We start from the raw sequence: 13,372 nt of genomic DNA on the forward strand, positions 1-13,372 counted from the left end.
ATGGTGGACCCGAACAACAGCGGCAACAACGGTGGCAACGGCAACGATTGGGTCGAGGACGTGAAGTCCGAGGTGAGTGGCATGGCCAAGGAAGGGATGCACCACCCTTCTACCAAACCAGTGCTGACCGGCGCAGCCGTCGGCGCGGTGGCCGGTGCTCTATTGCCGGTCGTGAGCTGGCCGATCGGTCTGATCGCGGGCGCCGGCTACATGCTCTACACCCGCATCAAGAAGTAAGGTCGTAGCCGGGGATGCGCTGTCCGTTCTGCGCTCACGAGGATTCGCAGGTCAAGGACAGTCGCCCCGCGGAGGATGGCTCGGCCATTCGCCGTCGTCGCCAGTGCGACGGTTGCGGCGCCCGCTTCACGACCTTCGAGCGCGTCCAATTGCGTGAAGTGACCGTCATCAAGTCGGACGGCAAGGGGCAGTCGTTCAACCGGTCGAAACTGGAGCAGTCGATCACCCTCGCCTGCCGCAAACGCGGGATCGAGCAGGAACGCATCGACCAGCTGGTCAGCGGCATCCAGCGCCAGCTCGAAACGTCGGGCGACAGCGAAGTGCCGGCAGCCCGCATCGGCGCGCTGGTGATGGAAGGTCTCCAGAGGCTCGACAGCGTCGCCTACATTCGCTTCGCCAGCGTCTATCGCGATTTCGGCGATCCCAAGGACTTCGAGGAGTTCGCCGGATCGGTGCGCGATGCGGCGCAGCCGGACTAAGGGCTGAAGTGATGGACGGAAAAAACTTTTCTTTCTCGATACATACCTGCAAAGTCCGAGCCAGATCTTACGGAGTTTCATCGATGATGCCTTTCTTTCGTGCAGCCCCCTTTGCAATTGCGCTTCTTGCGGTCCCGGCACTCGCGGCCAATCCGGCCACGTCGGACAATGCAGGCCAGTCGTCGCAAACTGCCCAGCCTGCTCCCAAGAAGGCGAAGGAAAAGAAGGTCTGTGTGAGCGAAACGAGCATGGGCAGCCGATTCGCGACCAAGATTTGCCGTACGCAGAGCGAATGGGACCAGATTCGCGCGCAGGATCGCGAAGGCATTGAAGACAGCCGTGGCGAGGGCCGCGATCGCTGATTGTGCGCGACTGAACGGCTGTTTCTACTGCTGATGATCTGCATTGCCGCTAAGGCGTGCTGATGTCCGATCAAAAGCCCCTCATCGTCCTCGTTCGCCCGCAGCTAGGCGAGAATATCGGCAAGGCCGCGCGGGCGATGCTCAATTTCGGTCTGGCTGAATTGCGGCTTGTCGCTCCGCGCGATGGATGGCCGAACCCGGCGGCGGGACCGGCAGCCGCGGGTGCGGACGTGGTGCTCGAAAAGGCCCAGGTCTTCGCCACCACGGCCGAGGCGGTGGCCGATTGCGCCCACGTCTATGCAACCACGGTGCGCAAGCGGGGCGTAAGCAAGCCGGTGGTGACCCCCGAGCAGGCCGCGCGGGAAATCCATTCGCAGCACGGTCGCAGCGCGATCCTTTTTGGACCCGAGCGTTCTGGCTTGGAGACCGACGACGTCGCCCTGGCGCGCACGATCCTGACGGTGCCGATCAATCCCGAATTCGGTTCGCTCAACCTGGCCCAGGCGGTAATACTCGTGGCCTATGAATGGGCGAAGGGCGAAGCGCTAGTCAGCCCGACCGTGGAGGAGATACTTCCCCCTGCCCCGCAGGATGAGCTGGACGGCATGATCGCCCAGCTCGAAGCCATGCTGGAGCCCAAGGGTTTCTTCCGTCCGGCCATCCGCGAGTCGACGACCCGGCGGAACCTTCGCAGCCTGCTGACAAAGCCGGGCTGGAATCACCTGGAGGTGCGCACCCTGCGCGGCGTGCTCAGTCACCTCGGCAAGCGGGACCGCGACTGATCAGCGGCGAAGCGTGTCCCATTGTTCGAATTCATAGGCGATCGACGCCTCGACCAGCCGCTCCCAGATGTCCTCGACCGCCGGCGCAGGCAAGCCGCGCGCCTCGGCATCGGCCCGGGCGGCGGCGATCACCGCAGCCTTGCGATTCTCGTCGCGCACGGCCGCGCGATCCTGTTTGATACGGGCCGCGGCGCGCATGTAGCCGAAGCGCCGATCGAGCAGTTCCATGATTTCCCGGTCGGTGCGGTCGACACCGGCGCGCACGTCGATCATGGTCGTGCAGTCTTCAGGGGATTTGATCGTATCGGTCATGCCCGGCGCGGTGGCGATTGGCGCCGCGTTTGTCGAGAGGGGCGCAAGGGTTGACCCCCGCCCGGTTCCTGCTATGCGCGCGCCTCGCATTTGATCCCGCATCCCGGTGAAGCGGCGATCGCGACTGGCAGTTCGGCCAGTCGGGCGAAGCCGGGTTGAAGCGCGGCCAGTGGGGTCGCGACAGCAAATCGAAGGAACGACTCATGTCGAAGCGCAAGAGCGCCAAGCACAAACTCGACCGCCGGATGGGCGAGAACATCTGGGGTCGCCCCAGCTCTCCCGTCAACCGCCGCTCGTACGGCCCCGGCCAGCACGGTCAGCGCCGCAAGGGCAAGACCAGCGACTTCGGTCTTCAGCTCCGCGCGAAGCAGAAGCTCAAGGGCTACTACGGCGACGTGACCGAGAAGCAGTTCAAGGCGACCTACGCCGAAGCCGCCCGGATGAAGGGCGACACCGGCCAGAACCTGATCGGCCTGCTCGAGCGCCGTCTCGACATGATCGTCTACCGCGCCAAGTTCGCACCGACGATCTTCGCCGCCCGCCAGATCGTTTCGCACGGCCACATCCGCGTCAACGGCGTGAAGTGCAACATCGCCAGCCGCCGCGTTGCCGCGGGCGACGTGATCAGCCTGGGTGACAAGGCCAAGGAAATGGCCCTGATCATCGAGGCGCAGAGCCTGCCCGAGCGCGACATTCCCGACTACGTTTCTCCGGACGGCACCGACAAGGTGACCTTCAGCCGCGTTCCGAAGCTCGACGAGGTGCCCTACCCCGTCACGATGGAACCGAACCTGGTCGTCGAGTTCTACTCGCGCTGATCGGTTCGATCATCGAAACAAAGAGGGCGGCCCGCAACGGCCGCCCTTTTTCGTTTCGGCGCACGTTTCGTCGCTAACATTCAGCAACTTAGGAACGTCCGCAACCGGGCCGCATTTCCTTATCATCATGACCAAGTTTCGTTTCGTGACGCCCTCGCGCGCCGGCAAGTGGTACACCGATCTGCGCCAGGCGCAGCGTTTCGCTAGCCGCATCGGCGCCGGCTTTCTCGACCGGATCACGGGCAAGTTTGTCGCCTATCCAGGCACCGAGTTGGAGCAGCGCGATTTCGCCAGCTAGGGCGCGATACGCTCGCCCTTCCAGTCGAAATGTCCGCCGGCATCGTCCGGCCCCAGCCCATCGAGAACGGCAAGCAGATGTCGGGCTGAGACGTCCGGTCCCGTTGCGTCACGCGCAAACCGCTCGCTGAGGCGAGTGGCGACAGTACCCGGATGAAGCGCGACACAGGTGGCGAGCGGATGGGTTCGCGCCAGTTCGATCGACAGCGTCCGGACGATCTGGGCCAGCGCCGCTTTCGAGGCACGGTAGGAATACCACCCCCCCAGCCGATTGTCCCCGATACTGCCGACCCGCGCCCCCAGGAACGCGAAGGCACTGCGCCGATCCTTCGGCAAGAGAGGCACGAAGTGCTTGGCGACCAGGGCCGGTCCGATCGCGTTGACAGCGAATACCCGCGCCATCGCCGCCGGATCGATACCGCGCCACGATTTCTCCGGTCCGATTTCGTCCGGTGCGAGAATTCCCGACGCGACCAGGACCAGATCGACATCCCCGCCGTCGCTAACGCTATCGGCGGCCTGGGCGATGCTCGCTTCGTTTTCCAGGTCGATCCGACCTGAGCCCTCGGCGCTGCGTGACAGGCGTACCACCTCGGTGCCGTTCTTCTCCAGCGCTTCCGAAAGTGCCCGACCGATCCCTCCGGACGCGCCTACGACGACCGCGCGCCGCCAGGTCATTCGCCGGCGCGGTATTGAGACAGGAATCCGGCCGCGAACCGGTCCATCGTTCCCGAAGCGATGCTCGATCGCATCCCGGCCATCAGCGCCTGGTAGAACGACAGGTTATGTTCGGTCAGCAACATGGCGCCCAGCATCTCGCCCGACTTGATCAGGTGATGAAGATAGGCGCGGCTGTACGACTTACAGACCGGGCAGAAGCAATCGGGATGAAGGGGGCCGGTATCTTCGGCGTGGCGCGCGTTGCGCAGGTTGAGCGGGCCATTCCAGGTGAAAGCCTGTCCGTTGCGCCCCGAACGCGTGGGCAGGACGCAGTCGAACATATCGACCCCGCGCAGCACCGCGCCGACGAGATCGTCGGGTTTGCCCACACCCATCAGATAGCGGGGGCGATCGTGCGGCAACTGTCCCGGCGCGAAGTCGAGCGTGGCGAACATTGCCTCCTGCCCCTCTCCCACCGCAAGCCCGCCGATCGCATAGCCATCGAAGCCGATGTCCTGCAGCGCGGCCGCCGATCGGGCACGCAGCCTTTCATCGAGCGCGCCCTGTTGGATTCCGAACAGCGCGGAACCGGCAGCGTGTTCACCGCCTGCATCGAAAGCGTCGCGGCTTCGCTTCGCCCAGCGCATCGACAGCTCCATGCTGGCCTCGATCTCGGCGATGGGGCGATCCGCGCGCGGGCACTCGTCGAACGCCATCACGATGTCGCTGCCCAGCAGGCGCTGGATTTCCATCGAGCGTTCAGGTGTGAGCATGTGCTTCGACCCGTCGATGTGGCTGCTGAACGAGACGCCTTCCTCCGTCAGCTTGCGGAGCGCCGCCAGGCTCATGACCTGGTAGCCGCCGCTATCGGTCAGGATCGGGCGGTCCCAGTTCATGAACCGGTGCAACCCGCCCAACCTTGCCACCCGCTCGGCTCCGGGGCGCAGCATGAGGTGGTAGGTGTTGCCGAGGATAATGTCGGCGCCCGTGTTGCGGACCGTTTCGGGCTTCATCGCCTTGACGGTTGCAGCGGTGCCAACGGGCATGAACGCCGGCGTCTGGATTTCGCCGCGACGCATCCGGATGGTGCCGGTGCGCGCCTTGCCGTCGGTGGCGTGGATTTCGAACGAAAAGCGGGTCATCGAGGGTCAGAAACCGTAGACGAGACTGAAGCGCGAAATCGTGTCGGTCGTCCTCTTCCCGGCCGGAGGGTTGCTGGCATAATCGACCGCGTAGGAAAACCGGGTGCTGAGCCGATCGCTGACCTTGGCTTCCAGCCCCGTAAGAAGGTTCAACGTCGTGCTGCGCGAATCGATCAGTATGAGGGCCGCTCCGCCGGTTTCGGTCACCGCGTTGGTCGCCTGGGTCAGTTTGAGACGTTCTGTAATGCGCCAATCGAAATCGAGCCCGACGAGTCCGGCAAGTCGCGTATCCTCCAGGCCATCGGTCGTTCGGGTGATCCGCAACGTCGGTCCGGCCTTCACCGACAGGTCGACGCTGTCGGTGTCGAGCACCGTCGCGCCAAGGCCGCCGGATACGGCATAGCGCGCCGAGTATCCCTGGAACCGATCGCTGTCGAACTGCGCCAGGCCGAATACGAACAGATCCTCGTTCAGATCGACGCGCGGCTCGTAGGCGGCGAAGTACTTCTCGCGCGAGATCTTTCCCCCGCTGCGCTGGTAGTCGGCTCGTGCGGTCACCTTATGCTGCCACGCGATGCCCTTGCGATCGAGCGATACCGCGCCCGTCAGGCCAAGCGTGTCGGTGTTTCCGGTTGATCGCAGTCCGCCGATCTCGGCCCGCCCTTTCCACAAATCGAGCAGGCCGGCTGATCTAACGGCCTCGACCTCCTGTTCCTTCTCCTTCGCGGCGCGCGCGGTCAGCGTGTCGCGGAACGACGCGTGGAGGGTTTCGATTTCTTCGGCGTCGGCGGGATTGGTCGTCTTGGCGACCTCCACGACGGCGGCGACCTTGGCCGCATCGCCGGTGGCGATTGCCGCGTCGATCATCGCGCGCACGGGATCGGGGATCGCGGCTTGGACCGGCGCGGAGGCGATCAGGAGCGGGACAAGCAGCACAACACGACGCATCGCGGCCGTGCCTAGCGCGTCAACTCCGCAGCCGCCACCCCGAGCGGAAAATCCACGCGATGATCGCGATGCACGTCGCGAGGAACGCCAGCGTCAGGCCGAGCGAGACCCCGATGCTCACGTCGGCCTGGCCATAGAACGTCCAGCGAAGGCCGTTCACCAGATAGACGATCGGATTGAACAGCGCGATCGTGCGCCACGGTTCTGACAGCATGTCGATCGAGTAGAACGTACCGCCCAGGAAGGTGAGCGGGGTCAGGATCAGCATCGGCACCATCTGCAGCTTCTCGAACCCTTCGGCCCAGATGCCGAGGATGAAGCCGAGTAGCGAGAAGCTGGCGGATACGAGGACGATGAAAACGAGCGCGTAGAACGGGTGCGCGATCGAGTAGTCGACGAACAGCGTCGCCGTCAGCAGAATCACGCTGGCGAGGATCAGGCTCTTGGTCGCCGCCGCGCCGACAAAGCCGAGCAGCGTCTCGCCCACGCCGACAGGCGCGGACAGCAGCTCGTAGATCGCCCCAGTGAACCGCGGCATGTAGATCCCGAAGCTGGCGTTGCTGGTGCTCTCCGAAAGCAGGGTCAGCATCAGCAGGCCGGGCACGATGAAAGCGCCGTAGTCGACCCCGCCGACATCGCTCATGCGCCCGCCGATCGCGGCGCCGAAAACGATGAAATAGAGGCTCGTCGTGAGGACCGGCGACACCAGCGAGCCGAACACCGTCCGCATGAAGCGCGACAGCTCGTTGCGATAGATCGCGTACGTGGAACGCCACCCGATCATGCGGCGGCTCCTTCTTCCACGAGACCGACGAAGATGTCCTCGAGCGAGCTCTCCTTCTGATCGAGCGCCACATAGGCGACGTCGGCCTTGGCGAGTGCCTGGGCGATAGCCGCGATCTCCGCCTTGCCCTTCCCCGCCCCGTCGCCGCCGCGATAGGCGAGCGTCATGCCGTCATCTTCGAGATGCAGCGGATAGGCGCACAGGCTGTCGGGCACGTCGGCAAGCGGGACCGCCAGGCGAAACCGAGCTTCGGTACGGCCAAGGCGCGCCATGATTGCGTCCTTGTCGTCCACCAGCAACAGGCGGCCCTTGTCGATGACGCCGACCCGGTCGGCCATTTCCTGCGCTTCCTCGATGTAATGGGTGGTCAGGATTACGGTTACGCCCTGGTCGCGCAGCCGGTCGATCTGGCGCCACATGTCGCGGCGCAGTTCTACATCGACCCCAGCGGTCGGTTCGTCGAGGAACAGCAGTTCCGGATCGTGGCTCAAGGCTTTGGCGATCAGCACGCGGCGCTTCATGCCGCCCGAGAGCGCGCGGATCTGCTCCTTGCGCTTGTCCCACAGGCTCAGCGAGCGGAGGACTTCCTCGATCCGGGCCGGGTCCGGCGCGCAGCCGAACAGGCCGCGCGAATAGGCCACCTGCCGTTCGACCGTGTCGAACATGTCGAAGCCCAGCTCCTGCGGGACGAGGCCGATCCGTCGCCGCGCATCGCGCCAGTGGTGCGACAGGTCGTGTCCGAACGCGTGGATCGAGCCGCCGGTCACCCGCACGATACCGCAGACCGCGCCGATCAGCGTCGTCTTGCCTGCTCCGTTCGGTCCCAATAGCGCGAAGATTTCGCCGCGCCGGATCTGCAAATCCACCCCGTCGAGCGCCTTCAATCCGCCGGGATAGACCTTGGTCAGACCGGCGATGTCGAGAATCGTTTCCATTCGCCACCGAACTTGGGTCGGCATGGGGCGAACGGCAAGGCCTAAAGCGCGGCGATCCAGTTCCCGTGAAAGCCCGGAGGCACGATGTGCGGTATGTGGACCCGCGCGACGTCCTCGAGCGTGGCCGCATCGAGGATCGCGAGATCGGTCGTTTCGCTTGCCCGGTCGATCACGTAGCCCATCAGCCACCCGTCGCCTTCGGGCGCGTCCGCGGATCGCGGCACGAATACGAACTCGCCCGGGACGGCATCGGGGCCGAAGCTGCGCGTCGTCCGAGTGCCTGCGGCAAGATCGTGGCGGATGAGCGGAGCGGCGGCAAAGAATTCGGCGCTGGTCGCGTCCGGCAGACCGGTCGACCATGCGAACCGGTATGGCTGACCGAAGAAGCGTTCGTCGGGCCGGGGAAATTCCTGCGGTGCGTTGTCTAGGGTCGTGCGCACAACGCGGTCGCCCGCGGGGTCGATGGTCCACCGCTCCAGGCCAAGGGGCTTGCCGAACGGCCCATCCATGTCGCCGTCGAACATCGTTTCATAGGCGCAGAAATCGACGATCACCCTGCCGTCTTTATCCTCGAAGCTGTTGGCGATGTGAAAGACATAGGCCGGATCGACGGCGTGCCAGGTCACGTCGGTGGCATCGCCGTCGCGGCGGAGCAGCCCCACCCGTGCGGTGTGCTCGCGGTTCCAGCGGTAGGGGAACTTGTACCCCGCGATCAGCGCCTTCATCGAGAATGTGACCGGCAGGTCGAGGATGATGACGAAATTGCGGGTGATCGAGCAATCGTGGATCGACGGCCCATGCTCGACCGCGATCGGCAATTCGCGCAGGACCTTGCCGTTGCGGTCCAGGGCAACGTGCGCGATCCGGTGCGGCTTCTGAGCGTCGTAGCAGATTGCGTGGAATTCGCCGGTCAGCGGATCTTCGTGGGGGTGCGCGGTGAAGGACCCGGCCAGACCGCCGCCGAAATCGCTGTAGGCAACGGTTTCGAGCTCGTCGGACAGGATGGCGGGATAGGATCCCGCCTCGACCATCGCCAGGGTCTTGCCCGCCATTCCGACCACGTTCGTGTTGACCGTGTCGCTCACCCCGCGCCGCGGACCGGGCGCGGCTTTCAGACCGGTCTCAGCCGCGAGTGCGTTCGAGCGGATGTAGCGGTTCCGATACCATTCCGCCTTGCCGCCCTTCAGCTTTACGCCGTGGACCATCCCGTCGCCGACGAACCAGTGGTGCCCCTTCGCGTCGCCGTGGCGCGGGTTCGGTCCGATGCGGACGTAGCGTCCGTCGAGCTCCGGCGGGATCGTGCCGGTCACCGAAAGGTCGTGGAGCGTGAGTTCTTCGGCCATGGGCGTGTGGATGCCGCGCATGAACGCGGTATCGCCGGGCAGGCGCTTTCGGCTGAGTTCGGAAATCTTGCCGACACTGGCGGTGACGGCACCGCGGATGGTCTTTTCCAGTACGCTTGCCATGGTCGAATCCTGCCGCTAGTTGCTAAGTGAACAGCGTCAACATAGCGAACAAGTATACAGTGTCAACATCGGAAACCGCGTACCATCATGGGTCACTTCGAACCGCCTTGGTCGAGGCGGGGATGCGCGCGCTGGAGGGCAGCGAAGGGGTCGACGTCTCCCTTCGAGAACTGGCGCGGATGGTGGGCGTATCGCCAGCGGCGGTCTATCGACACTTTCCGAACAAGGACGCCCTGCTCGCCGAACTCGCGAACGAGGGCTTGCGAATCCTCGGCACGACCCAGCGTGCAGCGTACGACGCCGCCGGCGGCGGCTCTTCGGGATTCGCGGAGACGGGGCGGGCCTACGTGCGGTTCGCCCTTGCCCACCCTGCCCTTTTCCGGCTGATCTTCGCGCATGGCCAACCGGGGCACTGGATAGAGCGCGAGGTCGACCCGGCGCGCGCCATTCTGGAGGAAGCGACCAGCTCCCTGGCTGGATCGGGCCCTGCCGCCGACCGGCTCGCGACCCAGGCCTGGGCGATCGCGCATGGCGTAGCGATGCTGATGCTCGACAATCGCCTGCCCGCCGACGACGCCCTGATCGAGCGCCTGATCGACACGCGTTCGCTGTTCCCGCCTCAGGGCAGAAGCAGCGACGAATCCCCGTAGCTGTAGAACCGGTATCGTTCGCGAATCGCGTGGGCATAAGCGGCCTGCATTCGCTCCGTTCCCATCAGCGCGCTGACCAGCATGAACAGCGTCGATTTCGGCAGGTGAAAATTGGTCATCAGGCCGTCGATCGCCCGGAACCGATATCCCGGGGTGATGAAGATCGCGGTATCGCCTTCGAACGGGTCGATCATGCCCATTTCGTCCGCCGCGCTTTCGAGCAGGCGAAGCGACGTTGTGCCGACCGCGATCACCCGACGACCTGCGGCCCGCGCGGCGTTCAACCGGTCTGCGGTTTGCGAATCGATCCGGCCCCATTCGGCGTGCATCGCATGGTCGGCCGTGTCGTCCACCTTGACCGGCAGGAACGTCCCCGCCCCGACGTGGAGCGTCAGCGTTTCGGTCGCGACACCGCGAGCCTTCAGGGCTTCGAGTAGCCCGGGGGTAAAGTGCAAGGCGGCGGTGGGCGCCGCCACCGCTCCGTCTTCGCGCGCGAACAAGGTCTGATAGTCGGATCGATCCTGCTCGTCGGTCGGACGGCGCTGCGCGATATAGGGCGGAAGCGGCATCCGCCCGGATCGTTCCAGCAGAACTTCGACCGGTTCGTCTCCCGCGAAGGCGAGCGTCCACGATCCATCTGGAAAGCGCGCCTCGGCGGTCGCGGTCACGTCGAGTCCGAAGTCGATCGTATCGCCCTCTCGCAGTCGTTTGCCGTTGCGTACGAAAGCCTGCCACCGACGCAGATCGATCCGCTTGTGCAGCGTCGCGCCGATGCGGGCTTCGCCTCGTGTGCCTTCCAACTGGGCCGGAATCACGCGCGTGTCGTTGAACACCAGCACGTCGCCGGCATCGAGAATACTTGGCAAGTCCGCGACCTGCCGATCGGTCGAATGGTCCGGGCCCTTCAGGACTAGCATCCGCGCCGAGTCGCGCGGGCTCACCGGCCGCAGGGCGATCAGGTCGCCAGGAAGTTCGAAATCGAATAGATCCACCCGCATGGCGTGCCCGCTAGCAGAGGAATCCCGCGGGCGGGAGGGTCAGCTTCCGATCGGTGCGCTCAGCATGTCCGCCGTGATCTGAGTCGTCGGCGCGGCGGGAGGCGGAGCGAACTTCTGCGGCTTGCCGTCCGCGGCGATCGACGCCTGCACGACCACGGTCGGGTCTACCGGCGGTTCGCCGCGGTTGATCGCATCGACCGCGTCCATCCCGGCTATGACCCGCCCGAAGTTGGTGTATTTCCGGTCGAGGCTGAAGCGCGGATAGAACGTGATGAAGAACTGGCTGTTGGCCGAATCCTCGGCCTCCGCACGGGCCATCGACACCGTGCCGCGCAGGTGCGGCATCGGGTTGAATTCGGCCGCAACGTCGGGCAGCTCCGATCCGCCACGCCCCGTGCCGGTCGGATCGCCCGTCTGGGCCATGAATCCCTCGATCACCCGGTGAAATTTCACTCCGTCGTAGAAGCCGGCGCGGGTCAGCGTCTTCACGCGTTCGATATGGTTGGGCGCCCAATCGGGCATCAGCCGGATGGCCACCCGCTTGCCGTTCGACAGATCGAGCAACAGGATGTTCTCTGGATCGTTGGCGATGTTGTAATCGATGGGGGCATAGACGCGCGGCGCCTGAGCGACGGGTGCAGCCTCTTCTGCCGGGGCGGCCTCCGTTGCCGGGGCCTCCTGTACATCGTTACTGTCCTGCGCGAATGCGGCAGGCGCAAAGGTAAGGGCGGCAAGCGCTCCAGCGGCAATCAGTCGGTTGAGCATAGCGATCGGCGTCCCGGAAATCCTGGTCATTCAGAGCGCGCCTCTAGCGGCGCGGGTCTGTCGATACAATGAATGGTTAGCGCCCGCTTGTACCGACGCGACCGAGAACGTCGTCGCGCACCGCGGGAGTGACGAACTTGGAGATGTTGCCGCCGTAAATCGCGATTTCCTTCACCAGGCGGCTCGCGATCGGCTGCAGGCTGACGTCGGCCATCAGGAAGATCGTTTCGATCGTGTCGTTGAGCTGGCGGTTCATCCCGGTGAGCTGATATTCGTATTCGAAGTCGGTCACGCCGCGAATGCCGCGAATGATGGTCGATGCGCCCTGCGCCTCGGCAAAGTCCATCAGCAGCGAATTGAAGCCGACGACGCGGATATCGCCCCCGATGGTGGCCACCTCGCGCTCGACCATCGCGATCCGCTCTTCGTCCGCGAACATCGGCGACTTGGCGATATTCGTCGTCACGCCGACGATCAGCCGGTCGACCAGCTTGGCGCCCCGCTCGATGATATCCATGTGGCCCAGCGTGATCGGATCGAAGGTGCCGGGATAGATCCCTATGCGGGTGGCCATCAGCGATCCCTTTCCACGATGAACCGCGCCAAGTCGCGTAGCAGGTCGGCTTCCCCGCCGTGGCTCGACAGGTGGCCGACTGCCTGGTCGACGAGTGCGCGCGCCTGCATACGCGCGGCATCGATGCCCATCAGGCTGACGAACGTGGCCTTGCCTGCCGCGTCGTCCTTGCGGAGCGCCTTGCCGGCCAGCTTCTCGTCGCCTTCGGCATCGAGCAGGTCGTCGGCGATCTGGAACGCCAGTCCGATGTCGCGGGCATAGGCGCGCAAGTGAGCCCGCCCATCGTCGGGCACCCTGCCCAGGATCGCTCCCATCTCCACCGCCGCACCGAGCAGGGCGCCGGTCTTGAGCTGTTGCAGGCGGGTAATGGTGTGCAGGTCGTGTGCGGCACCGCTTTCCGCGGCGATATCCATCATCTGGCCGCCGGCCATGCCGCCCCACCCGCTCGCCCCGGCCAGTGCCGCAACGAGCTCTGCGCGCACGAACGGGTCGCCGCTGGTTTCCGGCATCGACAGGATTTCGAACGCGAGCGCGTGAAGCGAATCGCCCGCCAGTACCGCAGTGGCCTCGTCGAAGGCCCGGTGCAGCGTCGGCTTGCCATGGCGAAGGTCGTCGTCGTCCATGCAGGGGAGGTCGTCGTGGACCAGCGAATAGACGTGGATCGCCTCGACCGCACAGCCTGTGCGGACCGCCGCATCGCGCGCCACGCCGTAGAGCTCGGCGGTGGCGACGGTCAGCAACGGACGAACGCGCTTGCCGCCGCCGATGGCGGCATAACGCATCGCCTCTATCAGCGGCGCGCGGGTGTCGTCCGGCACGGGCAGGAACTGGTCGAATGCGGCATCGACCTCGCGCTGGATGCGCGCGAGGGCATCGCCGAGCAGCGTGCCGCTCGCCACTGCTGCGTCAGCCATCGGCGTCGAAGGGGACGGAGTGGGTCGGCTTGCCGTCGGGACCGGCGACGATTTTCTCGATCCGCGCCTGCGCGGCGTCGAGCCGGGCCTGGCAATGGCGCCGCAGCGCCTCGCCCCGCTCGTACAGCTCGATCGACTGATCGAGCGGAACCTCGCCGCTTTCGAGGCGGCGGACGACGTCTTCGAGCGCGCGCAATGCGTCCTCGAAACTCATCGATGCGATCTGCGGGGAACCCTCTTCCATTGCCC

Annotated in this window: 19 protein-coding genes; 7 read left to right on the plus strand and 12 right to left on the minus strand. The window is 65.2% G+C overall.

Annotated elements, in window-relative coordinates:
* The 4 genes from AR323_RS14915 (at position 1) to AR323_RS04515 (ending at position 1,860) form a co-directional block, all read left to right on the plus strand.
* A complete protein-coding gene (locus tag AR323_RS14915) occupies positions 1 to 237 on the plus strand; it encodes a hypothetical protein (RefSeq protein WP_057882772.1) in 237 nt (78 codons plus the stop codon).
* A 14-nt stretch (positions 238 to 251) separates the two neighbouring features.
* Positions 252 to 716, plus strand: a complete 465-nt coding sequence (gene nrdR, locus AR323_RS04505) for a transcriptional regulator NrdR (RefSeq protein ID WP_057882773.1) — start codon at positions 252 to 254, stop codon at positions 714 to 716.
* An 11-nt stretch (positions 717 to 727) separates the two neighbouring features.
* On the plus strand, positions 728 to 1,078 hold the full coding sequence (locus AR323_RS04510) for a hypothetical protein (RefSeq protein WP_152980299.1): 351 nt from the start codon (positions 728 to 730) through the stop codon (positions 1,076 to 1,078).
* A 62-nt stretch (positions 1,079 to 1,140) separates the two neighbouring features.
* Entirely contained in the window at positions 1,141 to 1,860 is a 720-nt protein-coding gene (locus AR323_RS04515; RefSeq protein ID WP_057882775.1) for an RNA methyltransferase, read from the plus strand.
* Here the strand turns inward: AR323_RS04515 and AR323_RS04520 are convergent, their stop codons facing one another.
* Positions 1,861 to 2,172, minus strand: a complete 312-nt coding sequence (locus AR323_RS04520; protein ID WP_057882776.1) for a chorismate mutase — start codon at positions 2,170 to 2,172, stop codon at positions 1,861 to 1,863.
* A gap of 203 nt (positions 2,173 to 2,375) precedes the next feature.
* On the opposite strand from AR323_RS04520, the gene rpsD reads away from it, so the two are divergent.
* Both rpsD and AR323_RS14920 read left to right on the plus strand, forming a co-directional pair.
* Complete coding sequence (gene rpsD / locus AR323_RS04525) at positions 2,376 to 2,990, plus strand: 30S ribosomal protein S4 (protein ID WP_057883168.1); 615 nt, start codon at positions 2,376 to 2,378, stop codon at positions 2,988 to 2,990.
* A 127-nt stretch (positions 2,991 to 3,117) separates the two neighbouring features.
* Positions 3,118 to 3,288, plus strand: a complete 171-nt coding sequence (locus AR323_RS14920; protein ID WP_164461525.1) for a hypothetical protein — start codon at positions 3,118 to 3,120, stop codon at positions 3,286 to 3,288.
* Here the strand turns inward: AR323_RS14920 and AR323_RS04530 are convergent.
* Genes AR323_RS04530 through AR323_RS04555 form a run of 6 tightly spaced genes read right to left on the minus strand, consistent with a single transcriptional unit; the run spans position 3,285 to position 9,222 of the window.
* Positions 3,285 to 3,965 carry an SDR family NAD(P)-dependent oxidoreductase gene (locus AR323_RS04530; RefSeq protein ID WP_057882777.1) on the minus strand — a complete coding sequence of 227 codons (681 nt, stop codon included), beginning with the start codon at positions 3,963 to 3,965 and terminating at the stop codon, positions 3,285 to 3,287. The two genes, AR323_RS14920 and AR323_RS04530, sit on opposite strands and share 4 nt — an antisense overlap.
* On the minus strand, positions 3,962 to 5,089 hold the full coding sequence (tgt, locus tag AR323_RS04535) for a tRNA guanosine(34) transglycosylase Tgt (RefSeq protein WP_057882778.1): 1,128 nt from the start codon (positions 5,087 to 5,089) through the stop codon (positions 3,962 to 3,964). The genes AR323_RS04530 and tgt overlap by 4 nt, the downstream gene beginning before the upstream one ends.
* Before the next feature lie 6 nt (positions 5,090 to 5,095).
* Positions 5,096 to 6,037, minus strand: coding sequence for a DUF481 domain-containing protein (locus AR323_RS04540; protein ID WP_057882779.1), 942 nt, complete (start codon positions 6,035 to 6,037; stop codon positions 5,096 to 5,098).
* A gap of 19 nt (positions 6,038 to 6,056) precedes the next feature.
* Positions 6,057 to 6,821, minus strand: a complete 765-nt coding sequence (locus AR323_RS04545; RefSeq protein WP_057882780.1) for an ABC transporter permease — start codon at positions 6,819 to 6,821, stop codon at positions 6,057 to 6,059.
* Positions 6,818 to 7,756, minus strand: coding sequence for an ABC transporter ATP-binding protein (locus AR323_RS04550; protein WP_057882781.1), 939 nt, complete (start codon positions 7,754 to 7,756; stop codon positions 6,818 to 6,820). The genes AR323_RS04545 and AR323_RS04550 overlap by 4 nt, the downstream gene beginning before the upstream one ends.
* Before the next feature lie 41 nt (positions 7,757 to 7,797).
* On the minus strand, positions 7,798 to 9,222 hold the full coding sequence (locus AR323_RS04555; RefSeq protein ID WP_057882782.1) for an 8'-apo-carotenoid 13,14-cleaving dioxygenase: 1,425 nt from the start codon (positions 9,220 to 9,222) through the stop codon (positions 7,798 to 7,800).
* A gap of 59 nt (positions 9,223 to 9,281) precedes the next feature.
* On the opposite strand from AR323_RS04555, the gene AR323_RS04560 reads away from it, so the two are divergent.
* On the plus strand, positions 9,282 to 9,872 hold the full coding sequence (locus AR323_RS04560; RefSeq protein WP_235510453.1) for a TetR/AcrR family transcriptional regulator: 591 nt from the start codon (positions 9,282 to 9,284) through the stop codon (positions 9,870 to 9,872).
* On the opposite strand, the gene queA is transcribed toward AR323_RS04560, so the two are convergent.
* From queA to AR323_RS04585, 5 genes are all read right to left on the minus strand, one after another.
* A complete protein-coding gene (queA, locus tag AR323_RS04565; protein ID WP_057882783.1) occupies positions 9,842 to 10,870 on the minus strand; it encodes a tRNA preQ1(34) S-adenosylmethionine ribosyltransferase-isomerase QueA in 1,029 nt (342 codons plus the stop codon). The two genes, AR323_RS04560 and queA, sit on opposite strands and share 31 nt — an antisense overlap.
* 39 nt (positions 10,871 to 10,909) lie before the next feature.
* Positions 10,910 to 11,635 carry a peptidylprolyl isomerase gene (locus AR323_RS04570; protein WP_057882784.1) on the minus strand — a complete coding sequence of 242 codons (726 nt, stop codon included), beginning with the start codon at positions 11,633 to 11,635 and terminating at the stop codon, positions 10,910 to 10,912.
* Between the two features lie 76 nt (positions 11,636 to 11,711).
* Complete coding sequence (coaD, locus tag AR323_RS04575) at positions 11,712 to 12,212, minus strand: pantetheine-phosphate adenylyltransferase (protein WP_123321849.1); 501 nt, start codon at positions 12,210 to 12,212, stop codon at positions 11,712 to 11,714.
* On the minus strand, positions 12,209 to 13,123 hold the full coding sequence (locus AR323_RS04580; protein ID WP_057882786.1) for a polyprenyl synthetase family protein: 915 nt from the start codon (positions 13,121 to 13,123) through the stop codon (positions 12,209 to 12,211). The genes coaD and AR323_RS04580 overlap by 4 nt, the downstream gene beginning before the upstream one ends.
* Positions 13,116 to 13,367 carry an exodeoxyribonuclease VII small subunit gene (locus AR323_RS04585; protein WP_057882787.1) on the minus strand — a complete coding sequence of 84 codons (252 nt, stop codon included), beginning with the start codon at positions 13,365 to 13,367 and terminating at the stop codon, positions 13,116 to 13,118. The genes AR323_RS04580 and AR323_RS04585 overlap by 8 nt, the downstream gene beginning before the upstream one ends.
* Between the last annotated feature and the right edge of the window lie 5 nt (positions 13,368 to 13,372).

Origin of the sequence: Tsuneonella troitsensis (assembly GCF_001441535.1) — a bacterium.
Lineage (GTDB): Bacteria > Pseudomonadota > Alphaproteobacteria > Sphingomonadales > Sphingomonadaceae > Tsuneonella > Tsuneonella troitsensis.

Excerpts from the sequence above, each read along its gene's own strand:
- AR323_RS04550 (WP_057882781.1), bottom strand. The coding sequence starts at position 7,756 with ATGGAAACGATTCTCGACATCGCCGGTCTGACCAAGGTCTATCCCGGC.
- AR323_RS04545 (WP_057882780.1), bottom strand. The coding sequence starts at position 6,821 with ATGATCGGGTGGCGTTCCACGTACGCGATCTATCGCAACGAGCTGTCG.
- AR323_RS04585 (WP_057882787.1), bottom strand. The coding sequence starts at position 13,367 with ATGGAAGAGGGTTCCCCGCAGATCGCATCGATGAGTTTCGAGGACGCA.
- nrdR (WP_057882773.1), top strand. The coding sequence starts at position 252 with ATGCGCTGTCCGTTCTGCGCTCACGAGGATTCGCAGGTCAAGGACAGT.
- AR323_RS04515 (WP_057882775.1), top strand. The coding sequence starts at position 1,141 with ATGTCCGATCAAAAGCCCCTCATCGTCCTCGTTCGCCCGCAGCTAGGC.
- AR323_RS04580 (WP_057882786.1), bottom strand. The coding sequence starts at position 13,123 with ATGGCTGACGCAGCAGTGGCGAGCGGCACGCTGCTCGGCGATGCCCTC.
- AR323_RS04555 (WP_057882782.1), bottom strand. The coding sequence starts at position 9,222 with ATGGCAAGCGTACTGGAAAAGACCATCCGCGGTGCCGTCACCGCCAGT.
- rpsD (WP_057883168.1), top strand. The coding sequence starts at position 2,376 with ATGTCGAAGCGCAAGAGCGCCAAGCACAAACTCGACCGCCGGATGGGC.
- AR323_RS14920 (WP_164461525.1), top strand. The coding sequence starts at position 3,118 with ATGACCAAGTTTCGTTTCGTGACGCCCTCGCGCGCCGGCAAGTGGTAC.
- AR323_RS04540 (WP_057882779.1), bottom strand. The coding sequence starts at position 6,037 with ATGCGTCGTGTTGTGCTGCTTGTCCCGCTCCTGATCGCCTCCGCGCCG.
- queA (WP_057882783.1), bottom strand. The coding sequence starts at position 10,870 with ATGCGGGTGGATCTATTCGATTTCGAACTTCCTGGCGACCTGATCGCC.
- tgt (WP_057882778.1), bottom strand. The coding sequence starts at position 5,089 with ATGACCCGCTTTTCGTTCGAAATCCACGCCACCGACGGCAAGGCGCGC.
- AR323_RS04520 (WP_057882776.1), bottom strand. The coding sequence starts at position 2,172 with ATGACCGATACGATCAAATCCCCTGAAGACTGCACGACCATGATCGAC.
- AR323_RS04510 (WP_152980299.1), top strand. The coding sequence starts at position 728 with ATGGACGGAAAAAACTTTTCTTTCTCGATACATACCTGCAAAGTCCGA.
- AR323_RS04530 (WP_057882777.1), bottom strand. The coding sequence starts at position 3,965 with ATGACCTGGCGGCGCGCGGTCGTCGTAGGCGCGTCCGGAGGGATCGGT.
- AR323_RS04570 (WP_057882784.1), bottom strand. The coding sequence starts at position 11,635 with ATGCTCAACCGACTGATTGCCGCTGGAGCGCTTGCCGCCCTTACCTTT.
- AR323_RS14915 (WP_057882772.1), top strand. The coding sequence starts at position 1 with ATGGTGGACCCGAACAACAGCGGCAACAACGGTGGCAACGGCAACGAT.